The organism is Kluyvera georgiana (assembly GCF_050990895.1).
Lineage (GTDB): Bacteria > Pseudomonadota > Gammaproteobacteria > Enterobacterales > Enterobacteriaceae > Kluyvera > Kluyvera georgiana.
Genome location: NZ_CP158865.1, coordinates 4,345,026 through 4,366,036 on the forward strand (window position 1 = coordinate 4,345,026; position 21,011 = coordinate 4,366,036).

Consider the following 21,011-nt stretch of genomic DNA (forward strand, 5'->3'; position numbering starts at 1 on the left):
TCCTTGTCGGCCTTAGGCGATGGTGAGTAGCTGATTGGCGGATCGCGCGTTTTCGTCCGCAGTGCTGATAACTTTCATCTGCATCTCGAAGCTGCGGGCCGTGGCGATCATATCCACCATGCCTTTCACCGGGCTGACGTTGCTGCTTTCCAGCGCGCCGGGGATCAGCTTCAGATCCAGATCCGCTGGCGCCACGCCTTCACCGCCGTGATACAGCCCGTCATCTCCCAGCTGCAATGCCATCGCTTCACCGTTGACTATCTTGATGCGGCCAACCTGCGCCATCGCCGACGGCTCATCGCCGGCACCCAATACGGAAATAGTGCCATCTGGCCCAATCGTCACTTCAGACTGCGGCGGTATGGCAATCGGGCCGCCGTCGCCCACCAGCGCGTAGCCGCGCACGCGCAGCTGGCCATCGGCATCCACATCAATATTGCCCGCACGGGTGTATGCCTCGGTGCCATCGGCCATCTCCACGGCCAGCCAGCCGTTCTGCGGCAGCGCCACATCCAGATCGCGTCCGGTATGGTTAATCGCGCCCATTGAGGTGTCATGGTAGGGAGTTGACTCTGTCACATGCGCGCGCGTTTCCGCGCCCGGCCCGTTAACCGGCACAGCGCGGTAAGCCATCAGCTGCGCTCGAAAGCCCGGCGTTGACGCGTTCGCGAGGTTGTTAGAGGTGACCGCCTGGCGGTTCAGGGCGGCATTCGCCGCCCCCATCGCGGTATAAATCGCACGATCCATATCAGCCCGCCGTTAGCCCAGGTTTACCAGGGTCTGTAAAATTTCAGACTGTGTACGAATGGTCTGCGAGTTGGACTGGTAGTTACGCTGGTAAACGATCATGTTGACCATTTCCTGGCTTAGATCCACGTTCGAGGCTTCCAGACGGTTGCCGTACAGCGTGCCCAGGTTGCCCGTACCGGAAATACCGTTCACCGGCTGTCCGGACTGCGGCGTTTCTGACCAGCAGTTATTGCCTTCAGACTGCAGGCCGCCGGGGTTGGTAAAACTCGACAGCACAACCTGGCCGAGGATCTGCTTCTCGCCGTTGCTGTAGGAGGCGATCACTTCGCCGCTGTCGCCAATCACATAGCCGGTCATCATGCCAGGGGCATAGCCGTTGGTGCTCGGGCTATCCATCGCCGTGTCGGTTGCCTGCTGGGTCATCCCATCCAGAACGAGATCGAAATTCAGCGCCTCGGCGCCGTTATAACCCGCACTCTGAACGTTCAGCCTTGCCGGGTTGGTTTGCAGCTGCCCTGCCGCATCAAAGGAGAGATTGGTCGACTGATACTGCACGTTGCCGTCAGCATCCAGCACCGGTGCGGTGGTATCGCTGGAGTAAGCCGTCCATTCATTGTCGCCTGTTTTCACGTAGTAGACGTTAATGGTGTGCTTGTTACCCTGGCTGTCATAGGCATCAACCTGGGTCACCGAGTTGTAGCTTTTCGGATCGGTCGGATCGAAATCAATATCCACGATCGCCTCAGAGCCGGAGTCCAGATTCCCCTTCATCGTGCCGCCGGTTGACGCGCTTGCCATCATCTGGCCGGATGGGATCTGAATAGGGCCAATCGCTGCCCCTGCCTGGATCGTTGGCGGCGTGCCCGTCGCCTGATAACCGGTCAGATACATCCCCTGGTTATTGATGATGTAGCCGTTCTCATCGCTCTTGAACTGGCCGTTACGGCTGTAGAACACACTGCCCGCTTCATTGACCATACGGAAGAAGCCGTTGCCGGAAATGCCCATGTCCAGGTTGCTGGTCCCCTGGCCCAGAACACCATCGCTAAAGTTCTGGTTCACGCCTGCTACCTGAACCCCCATACCAATCTGTGAACCGGCGAAGACATCAGCAAACGCGATAGAGCCGGATTTAAAGCCGACAGTCTGGGAGTTCGCGATGTTGTTACCCACCACATCCAGTGCCTGTGAAGCGGAGTTCAGCCCGCTAAGTCCTTGTGAAAAACTCATTAATTTCTTTCCTGACGCAAAAAATGATAAAGAGAAACAAACCGTTATTCGACGAGGTAAACCTCGCCAAGGGTTGCGGTGCCCATCAGGCCAAGCTCGAGTACGGCACCCGTAGGGGTATAGGAGACCCCCTGAACGCTGGCTTTCTTCAGGGAGACAATTTCCGGGGTGTTGCCATCTTCATTAGAAGCGGTCAGTGACACCGTGAAGTTGCCGTTTTCAATGGTGCGAGGATCGGCCGGCTGGAAATTTTCCAGGTCATCCATGGTGAATTGCTGCACGCCAGCCTTAACGTTTTTCAGGTCCGCGGTGTAGGCGTTACCCTGCTCGTCCGTCAGCACAACGGTCACCACATCCGCATCGCTGCTAAGGGAGAAAGCAAAGCCCTGATTGCCGCCTTCCGCGTTCGAAATCACGGAATCCCCTTCAATCAGGATGCTGCGCCCGATCCACTGCGTCGCATTCATCTGCTGCATACTGGTTACCAGCATCCCGACTGCGCCCACCGTGGAGTTCAACTGCTGAACGCCCGCCGCCGTCTGGAACTGCGTCAGCTGCGACGTCAGCTGGTTGTTATCCATCGGGTTGGTCGGATCCTGGTTCTGCATCTGCGCCACCAGCAGCGTCATAAAGTTATTCATTAACTCTTCGACGGAATCGCCCATCGTGTTACTGCTGGTACGCGCCGTCGCGCTGGTTTCATTCATTACTGCCGATACGGCCATGTCGCGTTTCCTTATTGACCCAGAGTCAGGGTTTTCAACATCAGCGTTTTCGCGCTGTTCATCACTTCCACGTTTGCCTGGTAGCTACGGGAAGCTGAAATGGTGTTCACCATTTCACTGACCACGTCGACATTCGGCTTACGCACGTATCCGCGTTCATCCGCCAGCGGGCTACCCGGCTCATAGACCAGACGTTCCGGCGCGTTGCTTTCCACCACCTCGCTAACCTTCACGCCGCCGATCTCCTGGCCCGGCGCGGCATTCACCTGAAAGACAACCTGACGCGCGCGGTAGGGGTTACCATCCGGGCCGATGGCGCTATCCGCGTTGGCCATATTGCTGGCGCTAACGTTCAGCCTTTTTGACTGCGCCGCCATAGCAGAACCGGAAATATCTAAAATACTGAATAAGGACATAGCTGTTATTAACCCTGACTAATGACGCTCATCATGTTCTTAATTTGCGAACCGAGAACAGTTAAGCTGGTCTGATACTTCACGTTATTGTCGACAAAGCTAACGCGTTCACGATCCATATCAACGGTATTCCCATCAACACTCGGCTGATCGGGAATTCGATAGAGCAGCTGGCTGTTATCAATAGCCGGAGCCGATGCCGGAATATGGTTCCCAGACGTCATTGACAGATTTAATGAGGCGTGCGTAGACTCGCCTTTCGCCATCACTTCTTTTAGCTGAGAGGCAAAGTCGATATCCCGAGCCAGGTAGCCTGGCGTATCGGCATTGGCAATATTTGAAGCTAATATATCCTGTCGCTTATTCAACAGATTTAATGCCTGCTGCTGAAACTGAAAAGAATTATCAAGCTTATCGATCATGACACTGATGACCCCTACATATAAATTATTTACTCCTCTATATTAAGTCGTAATGATGCAATTCTATACTTTGAAAATACGTCAAAAGTAACGGCTTTTAGATAGCTAATCACGCCAGCGATATTAAATTAATTTTAAAGCGCAATATGCTGACAAACCTGACGCTATTTGGGGCGTTTGGAATTAGCGGTAATGACATATACTTTTTAGCACGAGAATTTCCTGCTAAGGAGTTTTATCCTGCGCACGTATATATAAGGTAATCGCTAAATGTTTCGCCGCTATCGTCATCTTCTGCCATTCCTGGCGCTGCTGCTGAGCATGGCGCCAGCATATGCCAGCGTCACTTCGCTTGAACAACAACTCACCCGGCTGGTGAATAACGGGTTAGATAAAAACATCACCCGCACCGTCACTATTCTCACACCGCAAAAGCAACTGGAGAGCCTGTGCGCGGAGCCCAAACTGTCATTAAGCGGCAACGATACGCGGCTCGCCGGTAACCGCAGCGTCATCGCCCAATGTGGTACAGAGCGCAAGTTCCTGCAGATAGCCATAACGGCAGAGGGCCGATGGTGGGTGGCCAGCCGAACGTTGGCGACCGGCACGAAGATTCAGGCGGAGGATATAAAGCCGCAGCAAGGTTCGATGGATCGCCTGCCGGGCGGCCTGCTGATGAATAAAAATGACATTATTGGCCGCATCACCACGCGGACGGTGAACGTCGGGCAGCCGCTTCAAGCTAACCAGATGCGCCAGAACTGGGCCATTACGGCAGGCGAAGATGTCGAAGTACTCGCCCAGGGCAGCGGCTTCCACATCCGCGCCAGCGGTAAAGCGATGGATAACGCCGCGATAAACGGCACCCTCCGCATCAAAACCAAAAACGGTCAAATAGTGACCGGAAAAGTGATTTCAGCCGGGAAAGTGAGTATTTCTCTGCAACATTAGCTTTAGAGAATTTTGTTCGCTCCGATATATATTTTATAAGCGAGTGAATAAACCATTAACAACATTGGCGAGGATGATTATGAGCATCGAACGAACACTGCCTGTAACACCTGGCAATACCCAACATGACATCACGCTGCGCACCAAAGCGCGCGAGACAAACGCTGCCCCCGTTGAGCATGCGGGTGAGAGTGGATCGCAGTTTAAGCTCAGCGCCCTCACTCAGCAGATCCAAAGCGACAGCGGTAACGATGTTAACTTTGAACGTCTTGCCAGTATTAAAGCCGCAATGGATGCCGGTGAACTGCAAATCGACACCGATAAAATTGCCCAGGCCTTACTGCAGGACATTCTCTAATTCTTATAACGGTTAGCAAACAATTACTATGGAAAACTTACGTTCTATTCTGGTAAAAATCGAAGATACGATGGCTGAACTGGAGGCCATTCTGGCTGAAGAAATGAACCAGTTAAGACGACCACAGATTAATCCGGTGTCGTTGCAGATTGTCTCTGATACGAAAAGCCGCCTGCTCTCAACCATTGGTTACTATGATGAGCTGCGTCGCCAGGAAGAAACTCGCCTGAATCTTACGGCGCCTTATCTTCAGAACACTGAATTTGCTAACCACTGGAAAAATATTACCGAGCGGGCAACATCAGCAAACCAGTACAACCAGAACATCTATAATTTACTGGATATTCACATGCAGAAAATTAATACCCTGAAGAGTATTGTCAACAAGTCCGATAATGGCGCATCGCTGTATACCCAAGCGGGTCAAACCAATAGCGAAAGTGCCGGTAAAGTTTACAACTTCAGTATATAAATATATTTTCACTGTCATTTCCTTACGGTTTTGAAGCATTTTTTCTTTATCAAAGATGCTTCACTCTTTTTATTTATTAGCATTTGACACAAAAAATATTTCCAGCATCGCAAAAACGATAACATAACCATATATAAAAATTCACATTAATCCTGCAATCGGTTTATTAGCCCACATTTCCGCGACGTCATTCCCGGTTCCCCTGCCGTATTTTTCCACATAAAACCGTTAAAATAGACTCAGGTACTTCCCCCAGTTTATTTCGCTTTTAATAGTAAGGTTGATTCGTGGCAAAAACTCTATTGCGCAGTGGTAACTTTGATGATTTTCTCGCACTGGGCGAAAACGGTCAGACAATTTTCAACGCTGCGCTGCAGATCCGCGAAACCTTGCGCCTGCGAAAGCAGCAAACGCTGGCGGACACGTTGGCCATCCCGCAGTCGGACGAAAACAGAGAGAAAATTGACTGGTATGCGCCACACGGCGGCAATGTCATCACCTGGGCGGCCGCCACGCTGCAACAGCGGGAACAGGCGCTGCGTTACCTGGAAACCTGTTTAAGCACGGCCAAAAAGCTCGGCAAACGCTGCCAGCAAAGCGAAAAATCCTCGATACAGCTGTTTGGTATTCTGCTGGAAAACGTGTTTCGTTTTCCCGCCAGCCAGCATATCTATCTGGTTGATAATAAGCCTGTTATTACCTTCTGGGGATTTTCTGCCCTCAACGCGTCTCATCAGGAGGATCCGCTGGCACCGCTGCGCGCCACGCTGATCCCGGAGCCCGAACCAAAACGGGAGCCGCTCCCTGAACCCGAACCCGTTGCGATGAATGAACCGACGCTCATCTCCTTTGCTCCAAAAGAGGAGGTGCATATTGACGATCCGCTCCCGACCGTGGTGACGCTCAGTTCGGTGGAAAAGCCGCAACGTTCAGCCGAAGCGCCGGCGGTGGCTCCGCATTCCGAACCGGCGGCGGCCGTTTCTATCTGGCCGAAGGTCGTTCGTCGCGTGGCCATCGTGGGGTTTGTACTCATCGCCATTCCGACCACGTGGGAACCGCTATCCCGCTATGTTCTGCCGCTCATCGCTCAGAGCGACGAACACGCCGCGGCGCGGGCAGTGGTCCCAGAGCCTGCGCCCATCATGCCCCCCGAACCTGCGTTTAGCTCATCGCTGCCGCTCGCTCAGGCCACGGTGGTCACGCCGCCTGTTACGGAAAAAGAGAAGCCAGAGGCCACGGTGGAAGTACCGATTCCCAAAAATGCCCTGGTCCTGCCGGCCGCATCCGTTAAAGCGGGAACCACACGCTTTCTCAATGGTAACTGGCACGCGACGATTGAGTTCCGCGACGCCATTAGCGGAAAACCGCCCGTGCTTCGCTACCAGATCAACAACAACACCGGAACGGTGCGCCTGACGCTGGGCGATAACACCACCTGCCGGGCCGAAATCACCTCCGGGCTGATGCAGTCAGGCAACCTGGTCATTAAAAATAATGGCAAGGCACGCTGCTCCGACGGCAGCCGCTACACGGTCCCGGAGGTTGTTTGTAGCCAGGGGTTGACCGGCGCGGCCCAGTGCACCGGACGTTTCGATAGCGACACGACGGTGCCCGTGACTTTCCGAAAAGTGAGTAAATAATCCCATGCTGGCAAATCTTATCGCCTATAAAGCTGCCGTTTCACTGATTAAAAACAGCGGCATCCAGTTTCTCGATTTCGGCCTGCGCCCGGAAATGGCCGCGCCCGGCCGCGGCGGCTTCGTCCGTCAGAGCGCCAATGGCCCGCTGCTCCGCCTCGACTTTGATTCGCAGATCGAAAAGTATATCCTCGCCGACGAAGTCCACGGTTCGAGCGAAATCGTCCGCCCGGAAAACACCTGGCCGCTTGAACGATCGTTGAAGATCCTCAACGGCATCTGGCTACCGCTACCTTTCCTGCGCACCAGCGCCCGCCGCACCTTTACCGGCGGGCCGGATAACTGGGCCCGCGTACAGTTTCACCTTCTCGACGCCCCTGATTCCGCTGGCAACACGTTACGCATTTGCCTGGCGTTCGATACCCAGGTGGTCGCCGACAGCGATCCGGGCTGCTCGCTGGCACCGTGCATGGCCGATGTTCGTAACGGTACCCACTTTATGCTCGCGTGGCGTAACAACGAACTGAGCGAATTCCTCGATCAAACCTGGGTCAACGGCTGGCTGCGTGACGCTTTTATGCAGTATATCCAGCAGCATGAAGACTATAGCGATCGTGAGGTCAACAGCGCGTTGAAGGCTTTCGAGTACCAGGGACACTATCTCAACGTCCTGGAGATGCTAGCCGAACAGTTGCAGGTACCGAAAATTCAGATAGTCAGCGAAACGCTGCATGTTCCCCCTATTGCCGTCGATCTGGTGCTCGACGTCGGTAACACCCATACCTGCGGCGTGCTCATTGAAGATCATGGCGCGCAAAATGAAGGGCTGCGCCAGTGTACAGAGCTGATGATTCGCTCCCTCAGCCAGCCGCACTGCTTTAGCGAAGGCCTGTTCTCCAGCTATCTGGAATTCAGCGAAGCGCGCTTCGGCAAACCGCACTTCTCTATGGAGAGTGGCAGAGACGACGCCTTCGCCTGGCCTTCGATTGCGCGCATTGGCGACGAGGCCATCGCACTGGCCACTAGGCGTCGGGGTACGGAAGGCGCCAGCGGTATTTCCAGCCCGCGTCGCTACTTGTGGGATGATACTCCGGCGCATCAGGCCTGGCGTTTCAGCCAGCCTGCCGGAAAAAACCGTCAAGAACCGCAGGCCACCGCCATGCCGCTGATGACGTTAATAAATGATGATGGCGAACCGCTGTATCGTCAGCCGATGGATGAACGTCTGCCGGTGTTCATCCCAACCTACAGCCGTAGCTCGCTCATGACGATGATGCTCTGCGAACTGCTGGCGCAGGCGCTATCGCAGATCAACAGCGTTAGCCACCGCCAGTCACTCGGCCACGCTGGCGCGCCTCGTCGCCTACGGCATTTGATCCTGACGCTGCCCTCCGCCATGCCAAAACAGGAACGCGAAATCTTCCGTCAGCGTACGGAAGAGGCCATTGCGCTGATCTGGAAAGCGATGGGATGGCACCCACAGGATGATGATTTCTCCGCGCGCCGTGGCGAAGAGCATACGACGGTCCCTGCCGCCACGGTTCATATGGAGTGGGATGAGGCCACCTGTGGCCAATTGGTCTGGCTCTACAATGAAGCGCTAATTAACTATGCCGGTCACAGCGATGCCTTCTTCCGTAGCCTTGCACGTCCAGAGCGCCAGCTTGCCGCCGATGAACCGCCGGGCTCCACGCTGCGCGTCGCGTCGATCGATATCGGCGGAGGCACGACGGACATGGCGATTACGCAATACCAACTGGATGGTGGCCTGGGGAGCAACGTCAAAATCGCACCTCGCCTGCTGTTCCGTGAAGGTTTCAAAGTGGCGGGCGACGACATCCTTCTCGACGTGATCCAGCTTTGCGTGCTGCCTGCTATACAGAAAACGCTTCAGGATGCAGGCGTGGCGGACGCCTCCGGGGTGATGGCGCAGCTGTTTGGCGAAGCCGGGCAAACCGACAGCCACCGCGTCCTGCGCCAGCAGATGACGCTCCAGCTGCTTATTCCGCTCGGCCACGCCGTTTTATCCCGCTGGGAACAGAGCGACGCGCGGCACCGCGAAACGGTGCTCGACGGCACCTTCGGGACGTTTTTACCCCATGCGTTAACCGATAACGTGTTGAAAGCGATTCACAAGGTGGTGCACCCGCTGCTGCCGCCGGAAAACCCCAGCTTTAACGTGCTTGATGTACCGCTGCGGGTGGAAATGCGCGCGCTGAATGAGGCAATGGCGAGCGGCCGTTTTTCGATAGTCACGCCGCTAAAAGCGCTGTGTGAAGTGATTTCGCACTATTGCTGCGATGTCCTGCTGATTACCGGTCGACCCGCCTGTCTGCCAGGTATCCAGACGCTAATACGCTCGTTACAACCGGTACCGGTTAACCGCATTCACTGGCTGGATAACTACCCGATCCACGAGCGTTTCCCGTTCGGTCGTCAGGGGCGGATAGGCAACCCAAAATCAACGGCGGCTCTCGGCGCGATGCTGTGCAGTCTGGCGATGGATTTACGCCTGCCGGGGTTCAACTTTAAAGCTGCGGATATTCAGGCCTACTCCACGATGCGCCATCTTGGCGTTCTGGACGGTAGCCATACGCTGAGCAAAGAAAACATCTGGTATGACGATATCGATCTCGATAATCCCCACGCCCGGCTGGATACCCGGCTGCAGTTTCCGCTGCGCGGCAACGTATGTCTGGGTTTCCGCCAGCTCGCGGACGTGCGCTGGCCCGCCTCGCCGCTTTATCTGCTGAAGATAAACTCTGCGGCGCTGGCAAAACATATCGCGGGCGATGGGGTTATCTCCGTTCGGCTACGGTATGACCCTGCCAAATGCGGCGTCACGATCGCCGAAGCCTGGATGCAGGACGGCACCCCCGTCGCGCTCGACATGTTGAGCCTGGAACTGAATACGCTAGCCAACAGCTATCGCGGTGAAAACCACTACTGGATTGACAGCGGGAGCGTCTATACCAAATGAATCAATCAACACTTACGCTCCAGGCGCTTGAACGCTGGATAGCCACTAACCGTACTCGCTCGCCGCGGCTCGAAGTTGAGGCCGATTGTCGCCTGGGACGTCTGTTACCGCTCTCCGGGCAGCCTCTGGACGCTCTCCTGAACACGCCCCTCACGCTGGGGCTTTACGGCCATTCAACCGAGGGGAAGCATCATCTGCTGAGTACCTTACTTTGTGAAGACGGCAACTGGCCGGGCGTCCAGTTGGGCGATAAGACATTGAACTATCTGCTGCATATTAATCCCGGCGTCTCACCGCTGATGGCAGTACGCTTTACCCATACACCGCTGCCGCAGAGCGAAAATTACCCGCTGCTGCTGGAGCTGTTCAACGAGAGCGAGTTGGCGATAAAGCTCATGCGCCGCTACCACGCCCGCGCGGACAAACGGGCCATAACGGCAAGCGATATCTCCGCGCGCATAGACGCGCTACGTCCCTACCGCCTGACGCAGCCAGCGCCGGGAATGACGCGGCATCAGTTCGCCACGGTGCTACAAGAGTGGCGCACGTTACTGTGCAATGATGAAGGGCCGGACGACGGCCTGCTCTACCAGATGGCGGAGCTGGCAGAATCGTTAAGCATTCACGATCGTGCCTCGCTTCTGGGGCTGCTATGGGGAGAAGACCCTGCCGTGACCGCCGCCTGGGAAGCGCTGGCGCTGACCCTGGCCCAAACGGGGCACGCCGGAAGCGTGATGGCTCCCGCGAGCCTGCTGGTCGACAATTTTATGCTGCCTGCCGAAGGATTTCTGTTTCCGGCTCCGGCGGACGTTGAGATCCACGATGAAGACGTGCTGGTCTGCCCGCTGCATGATGGCGTTGTTCAACAACACGTCAGCATCAGCCGCCAAAGGCTGGCCAATCTGTGTCTGTGCGTTAACCTGTCGCTGAGCGAGCGCGCCACGGCAGGTGAAATCGACATTATCGATATTCCGCTCGGCGAGCTGGATACCTTCGCCCGCCGCCTGCTGCCTGATACCCTGCTGCTCTGCAACCCGGCCAGCGATCGGTCCAGCATCACGCAGACAGCCACTCAGCTAGCCGACTGGCTGGACCGCACGCAAGGTAGGAGTGATAGCGCTCTGCCGCGCCTGGTCTGGGCGATCACGCCTTTCGATCGGCGTTTTAGCGATAAAGTCCACCTCGATGATGGCGTACAGCGCCTGCTAAGCCGCGCGGGTAAGCATTGGGGGCTCCTGCAGGCCATGGACCACCGTAACCTGTTCCGCCTGCGGGAATGGCTGGCCGATGCCCTGAGCCCAGCGTCGCGCGAACAGCGGTTCGCCGGGCTGGAGCGGGCTTGTCATGTCCGGCTGCACGCGCAGGTTGCTGATTTACTCGCTCCCGAAATTAGCACAGCAAAAGAGGTCGAAATCCTGGTTCGCGGCCTGCAATCTCAGGCCGCCCATTTTGGCGAACTGACCGGCCTGCTCACGCTATCGCGCAACACCCTCAAACAGTGTGGGCTGCAGTTCCAGCAAAAGCCCGCGCAGACGCTGACTCCAGGACTGGAGCTGGACCTGTTCGCCAGCGATAGCGTCATCGCCACCGCGCCAAAAAACGATTCGCGATTTGCGGCGTTAATTTTTCAGCGCTGGGTTAATCATGTGCGCCAGCTTAGCGAGGAACCACAGATTCTCGCCAGGCTGGATATCCCCGTCGAGCGCCTACGCGGGCTGTGCGAGGTCATTATCGCCACTGCCTATCATCAGGGGCTGAACAAGCAGCTTGAACTGGCGCTGGCACCGTATGAAAGCGATAGGGCGCGCGGCCAGATCTGCGCCGCCAACGTGTTAAGCGATTTTATTAGCTGGCTTGGATATCAGCACACGCCACCCGCGCAGCGGCCTGCAAGTAAGGTCAACCTGGGAAAAGCGGTCTTTGAACCGGCCACGCAGGCCAGCGCCAGCCAACGTTTGACCTCGTTGGGGGAAGAGCCGTTTACGGGACATATCCGTTACATCTATGACTGGCTCGTTGCGCTGTACCATCGCGGCCTGGAACATACCGCGCAAACACAGAGCGATATTCAGGAACCACAGCGGCTGGCGTTACAAAAGATCCTCAAGGCCAGCCCCATTCATCACGCTTAGCCTCACCGGCAATAAGAAAAGCGACAACTTTCGTTGTCGCTTTTTCATGACCTTAGCGAAAATCAGAACGTTTCCCAGCCATCAGCATCCTCTTTTTTCATCTCAACCGGCTTCGAAGCAGGCTGGGATGTCCGCGTCAGCGGCGTTTTCAGCGCGGGGGCTTCATGCGTATGGTGAATATGGAATACCGCGACGGCCTTATTCAGACGACTCGCCTGCGCCTCCAGCGCCGCCGCTGCGGAAGCAGACTCTTCAACCAGCGCCGTGTTCTGCTGCGTGACGCGATCCATCTCTGCCACCGCAATGCTCACCTGCTCAATACCGCGGCTCTGCTCTTCAGAAGCCGAGGCAATTTCGCTCATAATGTCGGTGACCCGCGTCACAGCGCCCACGATTTCATTCATGGTTTCGCCCGCGCTTTCCACCAGCGTAGAACCGGTAGAGACCTTGCTGACCGACTCATCGATTAGGATTTTAATCTCTTTTGCCGCCTGGGCGCTGCGCTGTGCCAGGCTGCGCACTTCACTGGCGACCACCGCAAAACCACGTCCCTGCTCACCCGCTCGAGCCGCTTCAACCGCAGCGTTCAGCGCCAGAATGTTGGTCTGGAAAGCAATGCCGTCAATCACGCTGGTAATATCGGCGATTTTCTGCGAGCTGCCGGCAATTTCAGTCATGGTAGTGACCACATTCTCCACCACTTTTCCGCCGCGCCCTGCCGTCTCTGATGCACTCTGCGCCAGATGGCTGGCCTGCTGGGCGTTTTCAGCATTCTGCTTAACCGTGGCCGTCAGCTCTTCCATACTCGCCGCCGTTTGTTCCAACGACGCTGCCTGCTGCTCGGTACGCGCGGAAAGATCGTTATTGCCCGCCGAAATGTCCATCGTTCCGGTATAGATAGCATCTGCACCGATACGAACTTCGCCGACGGTGCGCGCCAGCTCAGCCTGCATGTCACGCAGTGTGGACGCCAACTCGCCAATCTCGTTGCTGCCATGCACATCGATCTTGCAAACCAAATCACCGTGGGCAATCAGGCGGATGCTTTCCAGCAATGTGTGCAGCGGCTTCAACAGAATCTGGCGGATGCCGTACCACACAAGCGCGAAGATCAGCACAATGCCCAGCAGCACGCTAGCCAGCGTCCATTTCGCCGTACTCATGGAACTGGCCGACTCCTCCTCAACAAACTGGTGAATTCGCGCATTTTCATGCAGATACTGGCTATAACTCGCTTCCAGTTGATCCTGGAAACGCTGAGTCGGCTGGTCGAGCGCACCGTCAAGATCGCCCGCAGCCAGCAGTTTGATCAGCTCATCCAACGCGTTGTAATACGTCGTAAAATCACGTTCAAGCTGGGTTATTACCGCCCGGTTCGTTCGCGGATCGTTCTCAATAGCCAGATGCGCATTCCACAGCCCGCTGGCCTGTTTCAGCGTCGTTTCGGCAATACTGAGCAGTTCAGGAACGGTGGCTCCCGCGCCTATATTATTTATGTCCATCATATGACGTAACGCCGCGCGATTCAGCGAGTTACGCGTTTGCAGCATGGCTGACCAGGTTTTGTTCAGCGTCTCCTGCTTTTCACTAATCTGCTGTAAGTGCGTCAGGTTTTTCTGGTCGCTATTCAATACATTGAAAAATAGCCCGCTGGAGAAGAGTTGCAGCGCTCCCAGCAAACCCAGAGCGATCATCAAACTGGTAACGATTTTTATTCGGTTCAACATCATATTTATTTCCTGAGAGGGTCTACTAATAATTAATCGGTGTTTGCCAAAAAAACTAAACCCTGCTCAGAAGCGAAACCCAATTTGATTAGAATTATTTATGCTTCACATGTAAAGCAGAGGATAAATAAGCCTGAAACACGCAGATGAAGTGAAATGACCCGATAAAACATTAGGAAAAAAGGATGGTTACGGAATGGGATACACCCCGGCACCGTTGATGAAAAAACATGCAACAGCATACAGCACGAGGGGAAAATGGGCCGCAGGATAATTTCACCTGCAGTCGATCGCATACTGGCTGCATAAAACCCGTTCGCTGCGGAAACGTAAAATTGGCTAAAGAAGCGGTAAATTCTTTTATTTTTTCAGGCCCCTGCCGATATTACAAAGATATGTGCTGAACATTTATGGGCCCCACGTATGTCATTAAAGAAAACCTCCCTGATTGTGCTTTTGTTACTGCTCGCCTTCTTCACCGTCAACGCCACCTCGAATATGTGGCTGATGGTGCAAAGCAACCGCTCTCTGGATAATGTGAATAAAGAAATTCAGGTTGTCCTGTCGATTATCGATCCCATCAACCATAGCCGCACAATGCGGGTACAGGTGATGGAATATATGCACCTGCTGGAAAATGGAAACTTACGTTCTGCCGGCGAACGTCTGGACAGTATCAAAGCCGTGATGGCGAAGGCGGATGATTCCTTCAGGAGCTTCAACGAGGCGCCAAAGCTTAAAAACGAGCATGATAGCGTGGCACTCTACGTTCAGGCGTGGAAAAACTACCGGGAGCATGCGCTTTTGCCGCTGCTAGCGGCCGCGCAGTCAAACAACTCTGCGCAGTTTAACGCCTTAATTCCGCAAATCGCGTCCTATGACCGGCAGTTTGAGATCCAACTGGACAACGTTCTGGCTATCCATCAGGACTACGCCAAAATGCTCAACGCCGAGGCAAAGAGCAACTTCCGCTTTGGCATCGGCGCCATTTTCACGTTTGTCGCCCTGTTCTTACTGGTGATTGCCTGTGTACAGCTGCTGATGAAACGCTATGTCTTTACCCCGATCCAGCAAATTGGTGAACAGTGCCAGCAGATCGCCGCGGGCCAGTTGGATCGCCCCGTCATCACCCAGCCGCGTTCGCACAATGAACTCGATCAGCTACAGGGCAGTATGGAGCAAATGCGGCAATCGCTGGTACGCATTATCAGCCAGGTACGCGATTCCAGTCAGACGGTCGCCCAGGCATCTCGCGAAATTGCGAGCGGCAACATTGATTTAGCCTCCCGCACAGAGCAGCAGGCAGCGGCGCTCACCGAGACGGCCGCCAGCATGGAGCAGGTTTCCGCCACGGTGAAAAACAACACGGATAACGTTGCGCAAGCCAGCCATCTCACCCGTGAAGCGGTCAGAAGCGCCCGCGAAGGAGAAAAAGTGGCACAGGAAGTGATCGGCACCATGGATCGCATCACCACCAATTCCCGCAAAATTGAAGATATTACCAGCGTGATTAATGGCATTGCCTTCCAGACCAACATTCTGGCGCTGAATGCGGCGGTTGAAGCGGCGCGAGCAGGCACGCAGGGCCGTGGTTTTGCAGTGGTCGCCAGCGAGGTACGTAGCCTGGCGCAGCGCAGCGCGGTGGCGGCAAAAGAGATCGAGGGGTTGATCACCGAGTCGGTTAAAAATGTTCACAGCGGATCCCAACAGGTGCAACGCACCGGCGCCGCGATCGCTGAGATCATCAACTCAGTCAATAAGGTCAACGGAATAATGGAGCATATCTCTATCGCCTCGGACGAACAAAGCCGAGGTATTATGCAAATTGAGCAGGCCGTCAATGAGATGGACAGCGTCACACAGCAAAATGCGGCACTGGTTCAGCAATCGGCATCGGCCGCCGAATCACTGGAAGAGCAAACCCACAAAATGACGCAGGCCGTTTCTGCTTTCCACCTGTCTTAATGACCGCCCTTCGTTCGGGGGGCTTTTTCGAAACCACCACAAACACACAAAAGGGGACGATATCTCGTCCCCTTTTTGCTTCTCAATTCGCCATCATCGAACGGTTTTTACCAGCCTGCTTTGCCTGATACAGCAGGTTATCGACCTGCTCAATCAATACCTGTTTCTCCTGCTCCTGCCACTGCGCCAGCCCGGCGCTAAACGTCACAATCAGCCCCTCTTCACGCCACTCACGAGCGCGCAGTGCGGCATGGCATTTCTCCAGTACATGAAACGCCTGTTCCGCATTCATACGATTGAATAGAATGGCGAACTCTTCCCCGCCATAGCGATATAGCTGGCAGCCATACCCTTCCAGAAGGTTGCGGCAGGTAAAGGAGATAAATTTCAACACATCATCGCCCACCACATGACCGAAACGATCGTTGATGGTTTTAAAGTTATCAATATCCAGCAGCGCGAATGAAAAATGTTCTTTTTTGGCAATCTTCTTATCCAGCGCCAGTTCCAGCGCCCGCCGGTTCAGCGCACCGGTTAACGCATCGCGTTGGCTTTCATCGGTGAGCGTTTTTTCGCGGTGCTTACTACGACTAATTTCTTCAGAGAGGAAATACTCAAGGTTATCATAACCTTCAGGCGTGCCGGTTTTGATGTGCCCAATAATACTGACCAGCTTTTTCTCCCAGTGATATTTGAGGAAAAAGCCGAAGCTCAGCAGCACCACCAGAAAGATAATAAACCCGTAGACGACTTCCTGGGTATCAGCCCAAATCTGCTGATTCAAATTGCTATCGCTGACGCTGTAGATGAGTGTCCAGCGCGGGCCTTCAAACTGATAGGAGAAGAACCACGCTCTGCTGACTTCATCATAATAAGTGCCGCTGTTTTTCTTTAACAGTGGGTAGATTTGTTCAATATTTTCCGGCTGCCAGACATTATCAATCATGTCGTCAGCAATCACCTGTCCGCTGCTCGAAAGTAACACAATGTGCCCTTCAATCGGTGGCGACATTTTTTCCATATTACGGCTGATTTGCGCCAGATTGATATCGAAAGCCAGGATACCGTTAAAGCGCCCGAGTTCGTTAATCAGCGGAGTTGAGACGGTAACGGTAGAAATGCCGGTAAAAGAGTCATTATGGGGTTCAGTAAAACGGATATGCATCGCCGAGTTGGCATCATGGATGAACCATTCTCGATCTTTTATTTTCCCATTGGGGAACAGATCCTGATAGTTGTTATCGGGTACGCGAATAAAATGGCCGTCTTTATCCGCCAGCACAACCGCATCCAGCTCCGGTGAGTTATTCAGAATCGCCAATGCGGTTCTGGAAATGTCATCCTTCATTGCCGCATTGCTAAGATTCGTATGCCCCAGCTCACGGCTTGCTGTGATGAGCTTGGTCTCGATGTTTTGCAGGATTCTTTCTATATATAGCTTCCCGATATTAGCAGAGTAATTTCGACTAATATCCATATATACCTTGCTAGCTCGAGACTTCAGACTCTCTATGACGTAATACCCCGCCATCAGTACAATAATGACTGAAATGAAGAGACCAAAATTTATTTTTTTTGAAAAGTTCAACATTATTCTCGTACAAGAGGGGCAAAAATTATAATGGCACCTTCCTGGATAAACTATTCACTATAAAAGAATCCAGAGTTCGAATATGCCGAGGAATTATATTTACGACTATCAATAATAGTATAAAGGTAATTTCTGGGCAAACAGGATAGAACGATCGATAGCAGAATCACTGATAGCCGCTAACTATTGTTTTGGTTTGTTCGATCGTTCAAACAGATCATAAGGTTAACATTTTAATCATTTACACCTCTATTTCCCTGGGCGGCTATTATTTTGCAAAAACAAATCATTAACCATTATCACCAACTATTAAAACATTCATTACCCAGGCTCAAAACCAATATAATTCATGATTGACAAATATTTACGCCATATATTTTTGTCACATGACATCCTTTCTACAAAGACAAATCAAATGACATCATTTGCCGACCACCTTAAAATATCAATCATTTTTGATAAAAATATAAAAGATTTACACTACTTACATCAAACAGGTAAAAAGATAGTATTAATTTGGGTATTTCAACGGATTGTCGCGGTATACTTTAAGACATCTAATATATTATAATTAATTCCTGGATTGGTTAGTTCATTATTGCCGAGTAATATCATACGGCGTTTATTGTTCCGTTCGTAGTTGTTGAATCGCACGTCATCATTGCACTACATCATCCGTTATCCGGTCCCCTCGCGGATCATTTTTGAAGTTGGGCGGAGCTAACCTGCGCTTGCTTTACAGTTAGGAACGTCTGGTGAAAAAAAACAGTCAGTTGGTAAAAAAAGCGCTCGTCGCAACCCTTTGCGGGTTGAGCATGTGGCTTATCGGAGCCTTTATTATTGTTACTGAGGTCGAGAGTAAAAATAATATTGATGATGGGCTTGCACTCGACAGCGCGGTGCTGAGGATCGACCAGATGCTGGACACGGTAATCAGTTCAATGACCAAAGCCGCTGAGCTATTCAACGGCGTGTGCAACGTCACCGGCCCCGCGCTCAGCCAACTGGCAACACTGACCCCTTACTCCCGATCTTTCAGCGTTGTAGACAATCAAACGATCGTCTGTACGTCCGCCTCGGGCAATACCGATTTACCGGTGGAAAACTACTTTCAGAAAGGAAAATCACTTTCTCTGAGCTACGGCCCGATTCCGTTAAAAGTCACCATGACGGTCAACCTAAAGCGCGCCTACGGGCAATACGAGCTTATCGCCAGCATTCCCACATTTTACTTTAATAACGATCTGGCAGGCCGCAGCCAGGCCGAAAAATTCTACATCAAAATCGGTTCAGAATATCTTGATAGCCAGGGTAAGGTCAGCGCACGTCTCCCCCAGCAAAACGCAGCAGATAGCAGAGAGAAGACGGCGCAATCCGCCCGCTACGACTATTCGGTGATTTACCACATCCTCGACCAGCGTAGCTTCCTGCAACAGCTGCTGTCCGAAATGACACTGTTCCTGCTATTTCTTTGCGCCGGGCCGGCAATCAGTTTTGGCATCTGGCGCGTTATTGGTAAGCCCAAATCCCTGCGCACCAAGTTCGAAATGGCCATAGAGAAAGGAGAAATTCAGCCCTATTTCCAGCCGCAGATGTCAACGCAAACCGGCGAGCTGGTAGGTTGTGAAGTCCTGGCTCGCTGGATTTCACCCGACGACGGTATCATCCCCCCGAACCAGTTCATCCCCCTGTCGGAAGAGTCCGGACTCATCGTGCCGATGACGCGCCAACTGATGGCGCAGGTGAAGCGCTGGCTGCTGCCTCTCCAGTCATCGTTGCCTGACGGATTTCACGTCAGTATTAACTTCAGTTCACAGCATATTTTATCCGGTGAAATCATCGACGATTGCCGCCAGTTCCTTAAGGATTTTAAAGCCAATAAGGTTCGTCTCGTCGTTGAGATTACGGAAAGCGAGTTATTAAACGACAATACGCAGATCAACGAAACGTTCACCCAATTACAGGAGCTTGGCATATTAATTGCCATTGATGACTTCGGTACCGGCTACTCTAACCTGAGCTATTTAGAGGATTATACGCTTGATATTCTTAAGATTGACCGCAAGTTCATCAACCGTATTACCCCAGAAAATGCTCATGTACATCTGATCGCCAGCATTATTGATATCTCCAACAAAATGGCGATGAAAACCGTCGTCGAGGGGGTTGAAACAGAGATGCAAATTGAGATTATGAAAACGCTCAATCCGAGCTGGCTACAGGGGTTCTACTACGGTAAACCGGTAACGGGAAAAGAGTTTTACTCGCGGTGGCTAAAGCGTCCAAATGGGCCAGCATAAGCTTACAGGCCGGGGGGGGAATTGCATTGATGCCTCATCAGAAGGAATTATTTCTCAGGTTTTCATTAGCGCCTATCAATTAGCAGCACTGGATAGTCCCGTCTTGTTTATTATTTGAGCAAGTATTATTCGAGCGGCATCGTTTAAATAAACGCTAAACAACCGCTGATTTAGTATGGATATACTATTTTTATCCGTTAACCTGTTCTGGCTAACAAACGAACAGTGCTCCTGGAGGAAACTCTCGTCCAGAAATGGAAAACGTTTGGCCACCCGGTGGTCTTTTTTTCTTACCGCTCTAACCGTTATGTTAGCCCCGTAGCAACGGGTTCTGCTCACAGTGACCTTGTTTGTTGTTTTCATTGCTTAGCCGCCTGCGCAGGCGGCTCTTTTTCAGGAGGCAGCATGCCACCAAATAAAATGAAGCGTCATGCCATACTCCACACGCTCTCTATACCTGAACGTAAACTGCGCCCCGTAAAATGGCTTGCCCTCATCTCATCCCTGCTATTAATTTTACAACTGGCAATTGAGAGCCTGGTCATCAGCGAATAGCGGAATAGTCATTTCTGTACAAAGACCAAATCTGGAATGATTTTCTGATACCTGTCAGGTACAGACCTGCCTGGCAGAATCTGAATAAGGAGATGAATCGTGAACAACTACACGCTACATCGTGGCAGACTTATCGACCATATCCAGCTCGTGGTAAACAACTTTGACGCAAGCAAAGCGTTTTACACCGCTGTTCTGGCGGAGCTTAAGATCCCACTGGTTATCACCGATGACGAATATATCTGGGCTGACGAACTGGTCATTTCGTCGGTAAAAAGTTCGGGGTCTGGAGGTATTCCTACAGGACGGCACCATCTGGCCTTTCAGGCCACAGACCGTGAATCGGTTGACGCATTTTACCGCACAGCACTCAATCATGGCGGACGTGATAACGGCGCACCTGCCGAACGAACCTACCATCCTGGATACTATGCGGCTTTTGTTCTGGATCCGGACGGTAACAACATTGAAGCTGTTTACCATGGTGAGGGCGATCGCAGTGCCCGCTCGGTAGAAATCAGCTTCACTGTCTGAGAAAACAGGGAGCATATTTTCCCCCTGTAGCTCCCGGAAACCGCGATGGAGAGCTTTATCCGGGACCGTTATGCCAGTTTGAGATGGAGCTGACATTTTAAAATATCGTTATGCTGTGTTCAGGATGACAGGAGAATAATGGTGAGTTGCAAGTTTGAATGGAGCAATGAGCCCACCATATTGCGTTACGAATAAACGCCCTGTAGGTAATCACTGGTGCGAAGGCCGGACTCGAATAACTTATTCAACCATCTGATTTCAATATT

At 52.9% G+C, this 21,011-nt stretch carries 16 protein-coding genes; 9 read left to right on the top strand and 7 right to left on the bottom strand.

The window, feature by feature from the left end:
• Positions 1 to 12: 12 nt before the first annotated feature.
• Genes ABTW00_RS20645 through flgB form a run of 5 tightly spaced genes read right to left on the bottom strand, consistent with a single transcriptional unit; the run spans position 13 to position 3,543 of the window.
• Positions 13 to 747 (bottom strand): flagellar basal body rod protein FlgF, encoded by a 735-nt coding sequence (locus tag ABTW00_RS20645; protein ID WP_433637302.1) that lies wholly within the window; start codon positions 745 to 747, stop codon positions 13 to 15.
• 12 nt (positions 748 to 759) lie between these two features.
• Positions 760 to 1,980: a flagellar hook protein FlgE gene (flgE, locus tag ABTW00_RS20650; protein WP_433637304.1), complete on the bottom strand. Its 1,221-nt coding sequence runs from the start codon at positions 1,978 to 1,980 to the stop codon at positions 760 to 762.
• A gap of 44 nt (positions 1,981 to 2,024) precedes the next feature.
• Entirely contained in the window at positions 2,025 to 2,705 is a 681-nt protein-coding gene (locus ABTW00_RS20655) for a flagellar hook assembly protein FlgD (protein WP_433637306.1), read from the bottom strand.
• 11 nt (positions 2,706 to 2,716) lie between these two features.
• On the bottom strand, positions 2,717 to 3,121 hold the full coding sequence (gene flgC / locus ABTW00_RS20660; RefSeq protein ID WP_433637308.1) for a flagellar basal body rod protein FlgC: 405 nt from the start codon (positions 3,119 to 3,121) through the stop codon (positions 2,717 to 2,719).
• Between the two features lie 8 nt (positions 3,122 to 3,129).
• Entirely contained in the window at positions 3,130 to 3,543 is a 414-nt protein-coding gene (flgB, locus tag ABTW00_RS20665) for a flagellar basal body rod protein FlgB (RefSeq protein ID WP_433637310.1), read from the bottom strand.
• 270 nt (positions 3,544 to 3,813) lie between these two features.
• Between flgB and flgA the strand changes: the two genes are divergently transcribed.
• From flgA to ABTW00_RS20695, 6 genes are all read left to right on the top strand, one after another.
• Complete coding sequence (gene flgA, locus ABTW00_RS20670) at positions 3,814 to 4,494, top strand: flagellar basal body P-ring formation chaperone FlgA (RefSeq protein WP_433637312.1); 681 nt, start codon at positions 3,814 to 3,816, stop codon at positions 4,492 to 4,494.
• Between the two features lie 79 nt (positions 4,495 to 4,573).
• Positions 4,574 to 4,852, top strand: a complete 279-nt coding sequence (gene flgM / locus ABTW00_RS20675; RefSeq protein WP_433637314.1) for a flagellar biosynthesis anti-sigma factor FlgM — start codon at positions 4,574 to 4,576, stop codon at positions 4,850 to 4,852.
• Positions 4,853 to 4,880: 28 nt separating this feature from the next.
• The gene (locus ABTW00_RS20680; RefSeq protein WP_433637316.1) at positions 4,881 to 5,324 is read left to right on the top strand and encodes a flagella synthesis protein FlgN; all 444 of its coding nucleotides are present in this window, start codon (positions 4,881 to 4,883) and stop codon (positions 5,322 to 5,324) included.
• A gap of 287 nt (positions 5,325 to 5,611) precedes the next feature.
• Positions 5,612 to 6,964 carry an SrfA family protein gene (locus ABTW00_RS20685; RefSeq protein ID WP_433637318.1) on the top strand — a complete coding sequence of 451 codons (1,353 nt, stop codon included), beginning with the start codon at positions 5,612 to 5,614 and terminating at the stop codon, positions 6,962 to 6,964.
• A 4-nt stretch (positions 6,965 to 6,968) separates the two neighbouring features.
• The gene (locus ABTW00_RS20690; RefSeq protein ID WP_433637320.1) at positions 6,969 to 9,941 is read left to right on the top strand and encodes a virulence factor SrfB; all 2,973 of its coding nucleotides are present in this window, start codon (positions 6,969 to 6,971) and stop codon (positions 9,939 to 9,941) included.
• The gene (locus tag ABTW00_RS20695) at positions 9,938 to 12,073 is read left to right on the top strand and encodes a virulence factor SrfC family protein (RefSeq protein WP_433637322.1); all 2,136 of its coding nucleotides are present in this window, start codon (positions 9,938 to 9,940) and stop codon (positions 12,071 to 12,073) included. The genes ABTW00_RS20690 and ABTW00_RS20695 overlap by 4 nt, the downstream gene beginning before the upstream one ends.
• Positions 12,074 to 12,135: 62 nt before the next feature.
• On the opposite strand, the gene ABTW00_RS20700 is transcribed toward ABTW00_RS20695, so the two are convergent.
• Entirely contained in the window at positions 12,136 to 13,800 is a 1,665-nt protein-coding gene (locus ABTW00_RS20700) for a methyl-accepting chemotaxis protein (RefSeq protein WP_433641105.1), read from the bottom strand.
• 423 nt (positions 13,801 to 14,223) lie between these two features.
• On the opposite strand from ABTW00_RS20700, the gene ABTW00_RS20705 reads away from it, so the two are divergent.
• Entirely contained in the window at positions 14,224 to 15,765 is a 1,542-nt protein-coding gene (locus ABTW00_RS20705; protein ID WP_433637324.1) for a methyl-accepting chemotaxis protein, read from the top strand.
• 82 nt (positions 15,766 to 15,847) lie between these two features.
• Here the strand turns inward: ABTW00_RS20705 and ABTW00_RS20710 are convergent, their stop codons facing one another.
• Positions 15,848 to 17,356: a sensor domain-containing diguanylate cyclase gene (locus ABTW00_RS20710; RefSeq protein ID WP_433637326.1), complete on the bottom strand. Its 1,509-nt coding sequence runs from the start codon at positions 17,354 to 17,356 to the stop codon at positions 15,848 to 15,850.
• 755 nt (positions 17,357 to 18,111) lie between these two features.
• On the opposite strand from ABTW00_RS20710, the gene ABTW00_RS20715 reads away from it, so the two are divergent.
• Positions 18,112 to 19,656 (top strand): EAL domain-containing protein, encoded by a 1,545-nt coding sequence (locus ABTW00_RS20715; protein ID WP_433637328.1) that lies wholly within the window; start codon positions 18,112 to 18,114, stop codon positions 19,654 to 19,656.
• A gap of 654 nt (positions 19,657 to 20,310) precedes the next feature.
• Positions 20,311 to 20,745 carry a VOC family protein gene (locus ABTW00_RS20720; protein WP_433637330.1) on the top strand — a complete coding sequence of 145 codons (435 nt, stop codon included), beginning with the start codon at positions 20,311 to 20,313 and terminating at the stop codon, positions 20,743 to 20,745.
• Positions 20,746 to 21,011 lie beyond the last annotated feature (266 nt).

Coding starts and splice junctions, on each gene's coding strand:
- ABTW00_RS20645 (WP_433637302.1), bottom strand. CDS start 747: ATGGATCGTGCGATTTATACCGCGATGGGGGCGGCGAATGCCGCCCTG.
- flgE (WP_433637304.1), bottom strand. CDS start 1,980: ATGAGTTTTTCACAAGGACTTAGCGGGCTGAACTCCGCTTCACAGGCA.
- ABTW00_RS20655 (WP_433637306.1), bottom strand. CDS start 2,705: ATGGCCGTATCGGCAGTAATGAATGAAACCAGCGCGACGGCGCGTACC.
- flgC (WP_433637308.1), bottom strand. CDS start 3,121: ATGTCCTTATTCAGTATTTTAGATATTTCCGGTTCTGCTATGGCGGCG.
- flgB (WP_433637310.1), bottom strand. CDS start 3,543: ATGATCGATAAGCTTGATAATTCTTTTCAGTTTCAGCAGCAGGCATTA.
- flgA (WP_433637312.1), top strand. CDS start 3,814: ATGTTTCGCCGCTATCGTCATCTTCTGCCATTCCTGGCGCTGCTGCTG.
- flgM (WP_433637314.1), top strand. CDS start 4,574: ATGAGCATCGAACGAACACTGCCTGTAACACCTGGCAATACCCAACAT.
- ABTW00_RS20680 (WP_433637316.1), top strand. CDS start 4,881: ATGGAAAACTTACGTTCTATTCTGGTAAAAATCGAAGATACGATGGCT.
- ABTW00_RS20690 (WP_433637320.1), top strand. CDS start 6,969: ATGCTGGCAAATCTTATCGCCTATAAAGCTGCCGTTTCACTGATTAAA.
- ABTW00_RS20695 (WP_433637322.1), top strand. CDS start 9,938: ATGAATCAATCAACACTTACGCTCCAGGCGCTTGAACGCTGGATAGCC.
- ABTW00_RS20700 (WP_433641105.1), bottom strand. CDS start 13,800: ATGTTGAACCGAATAAAAATCGTTACCAGTTTGATGATCGCTCTGGGT.
- ABTW00_RS20705 (WP_433637324.1), top strand. CDS start 14,224: ATGTCATTAAAGAAAACCTCCCTGATTGTGCTTTTGTTACTGCTCGCC.
- ABTW00_RS20710 (WP_433637326.1), bottom strand. CDS start 17,356: ATGTTGAACTTTTCAAAAAAAATAAATTTTGGTCTCTTCATTTCAGTC.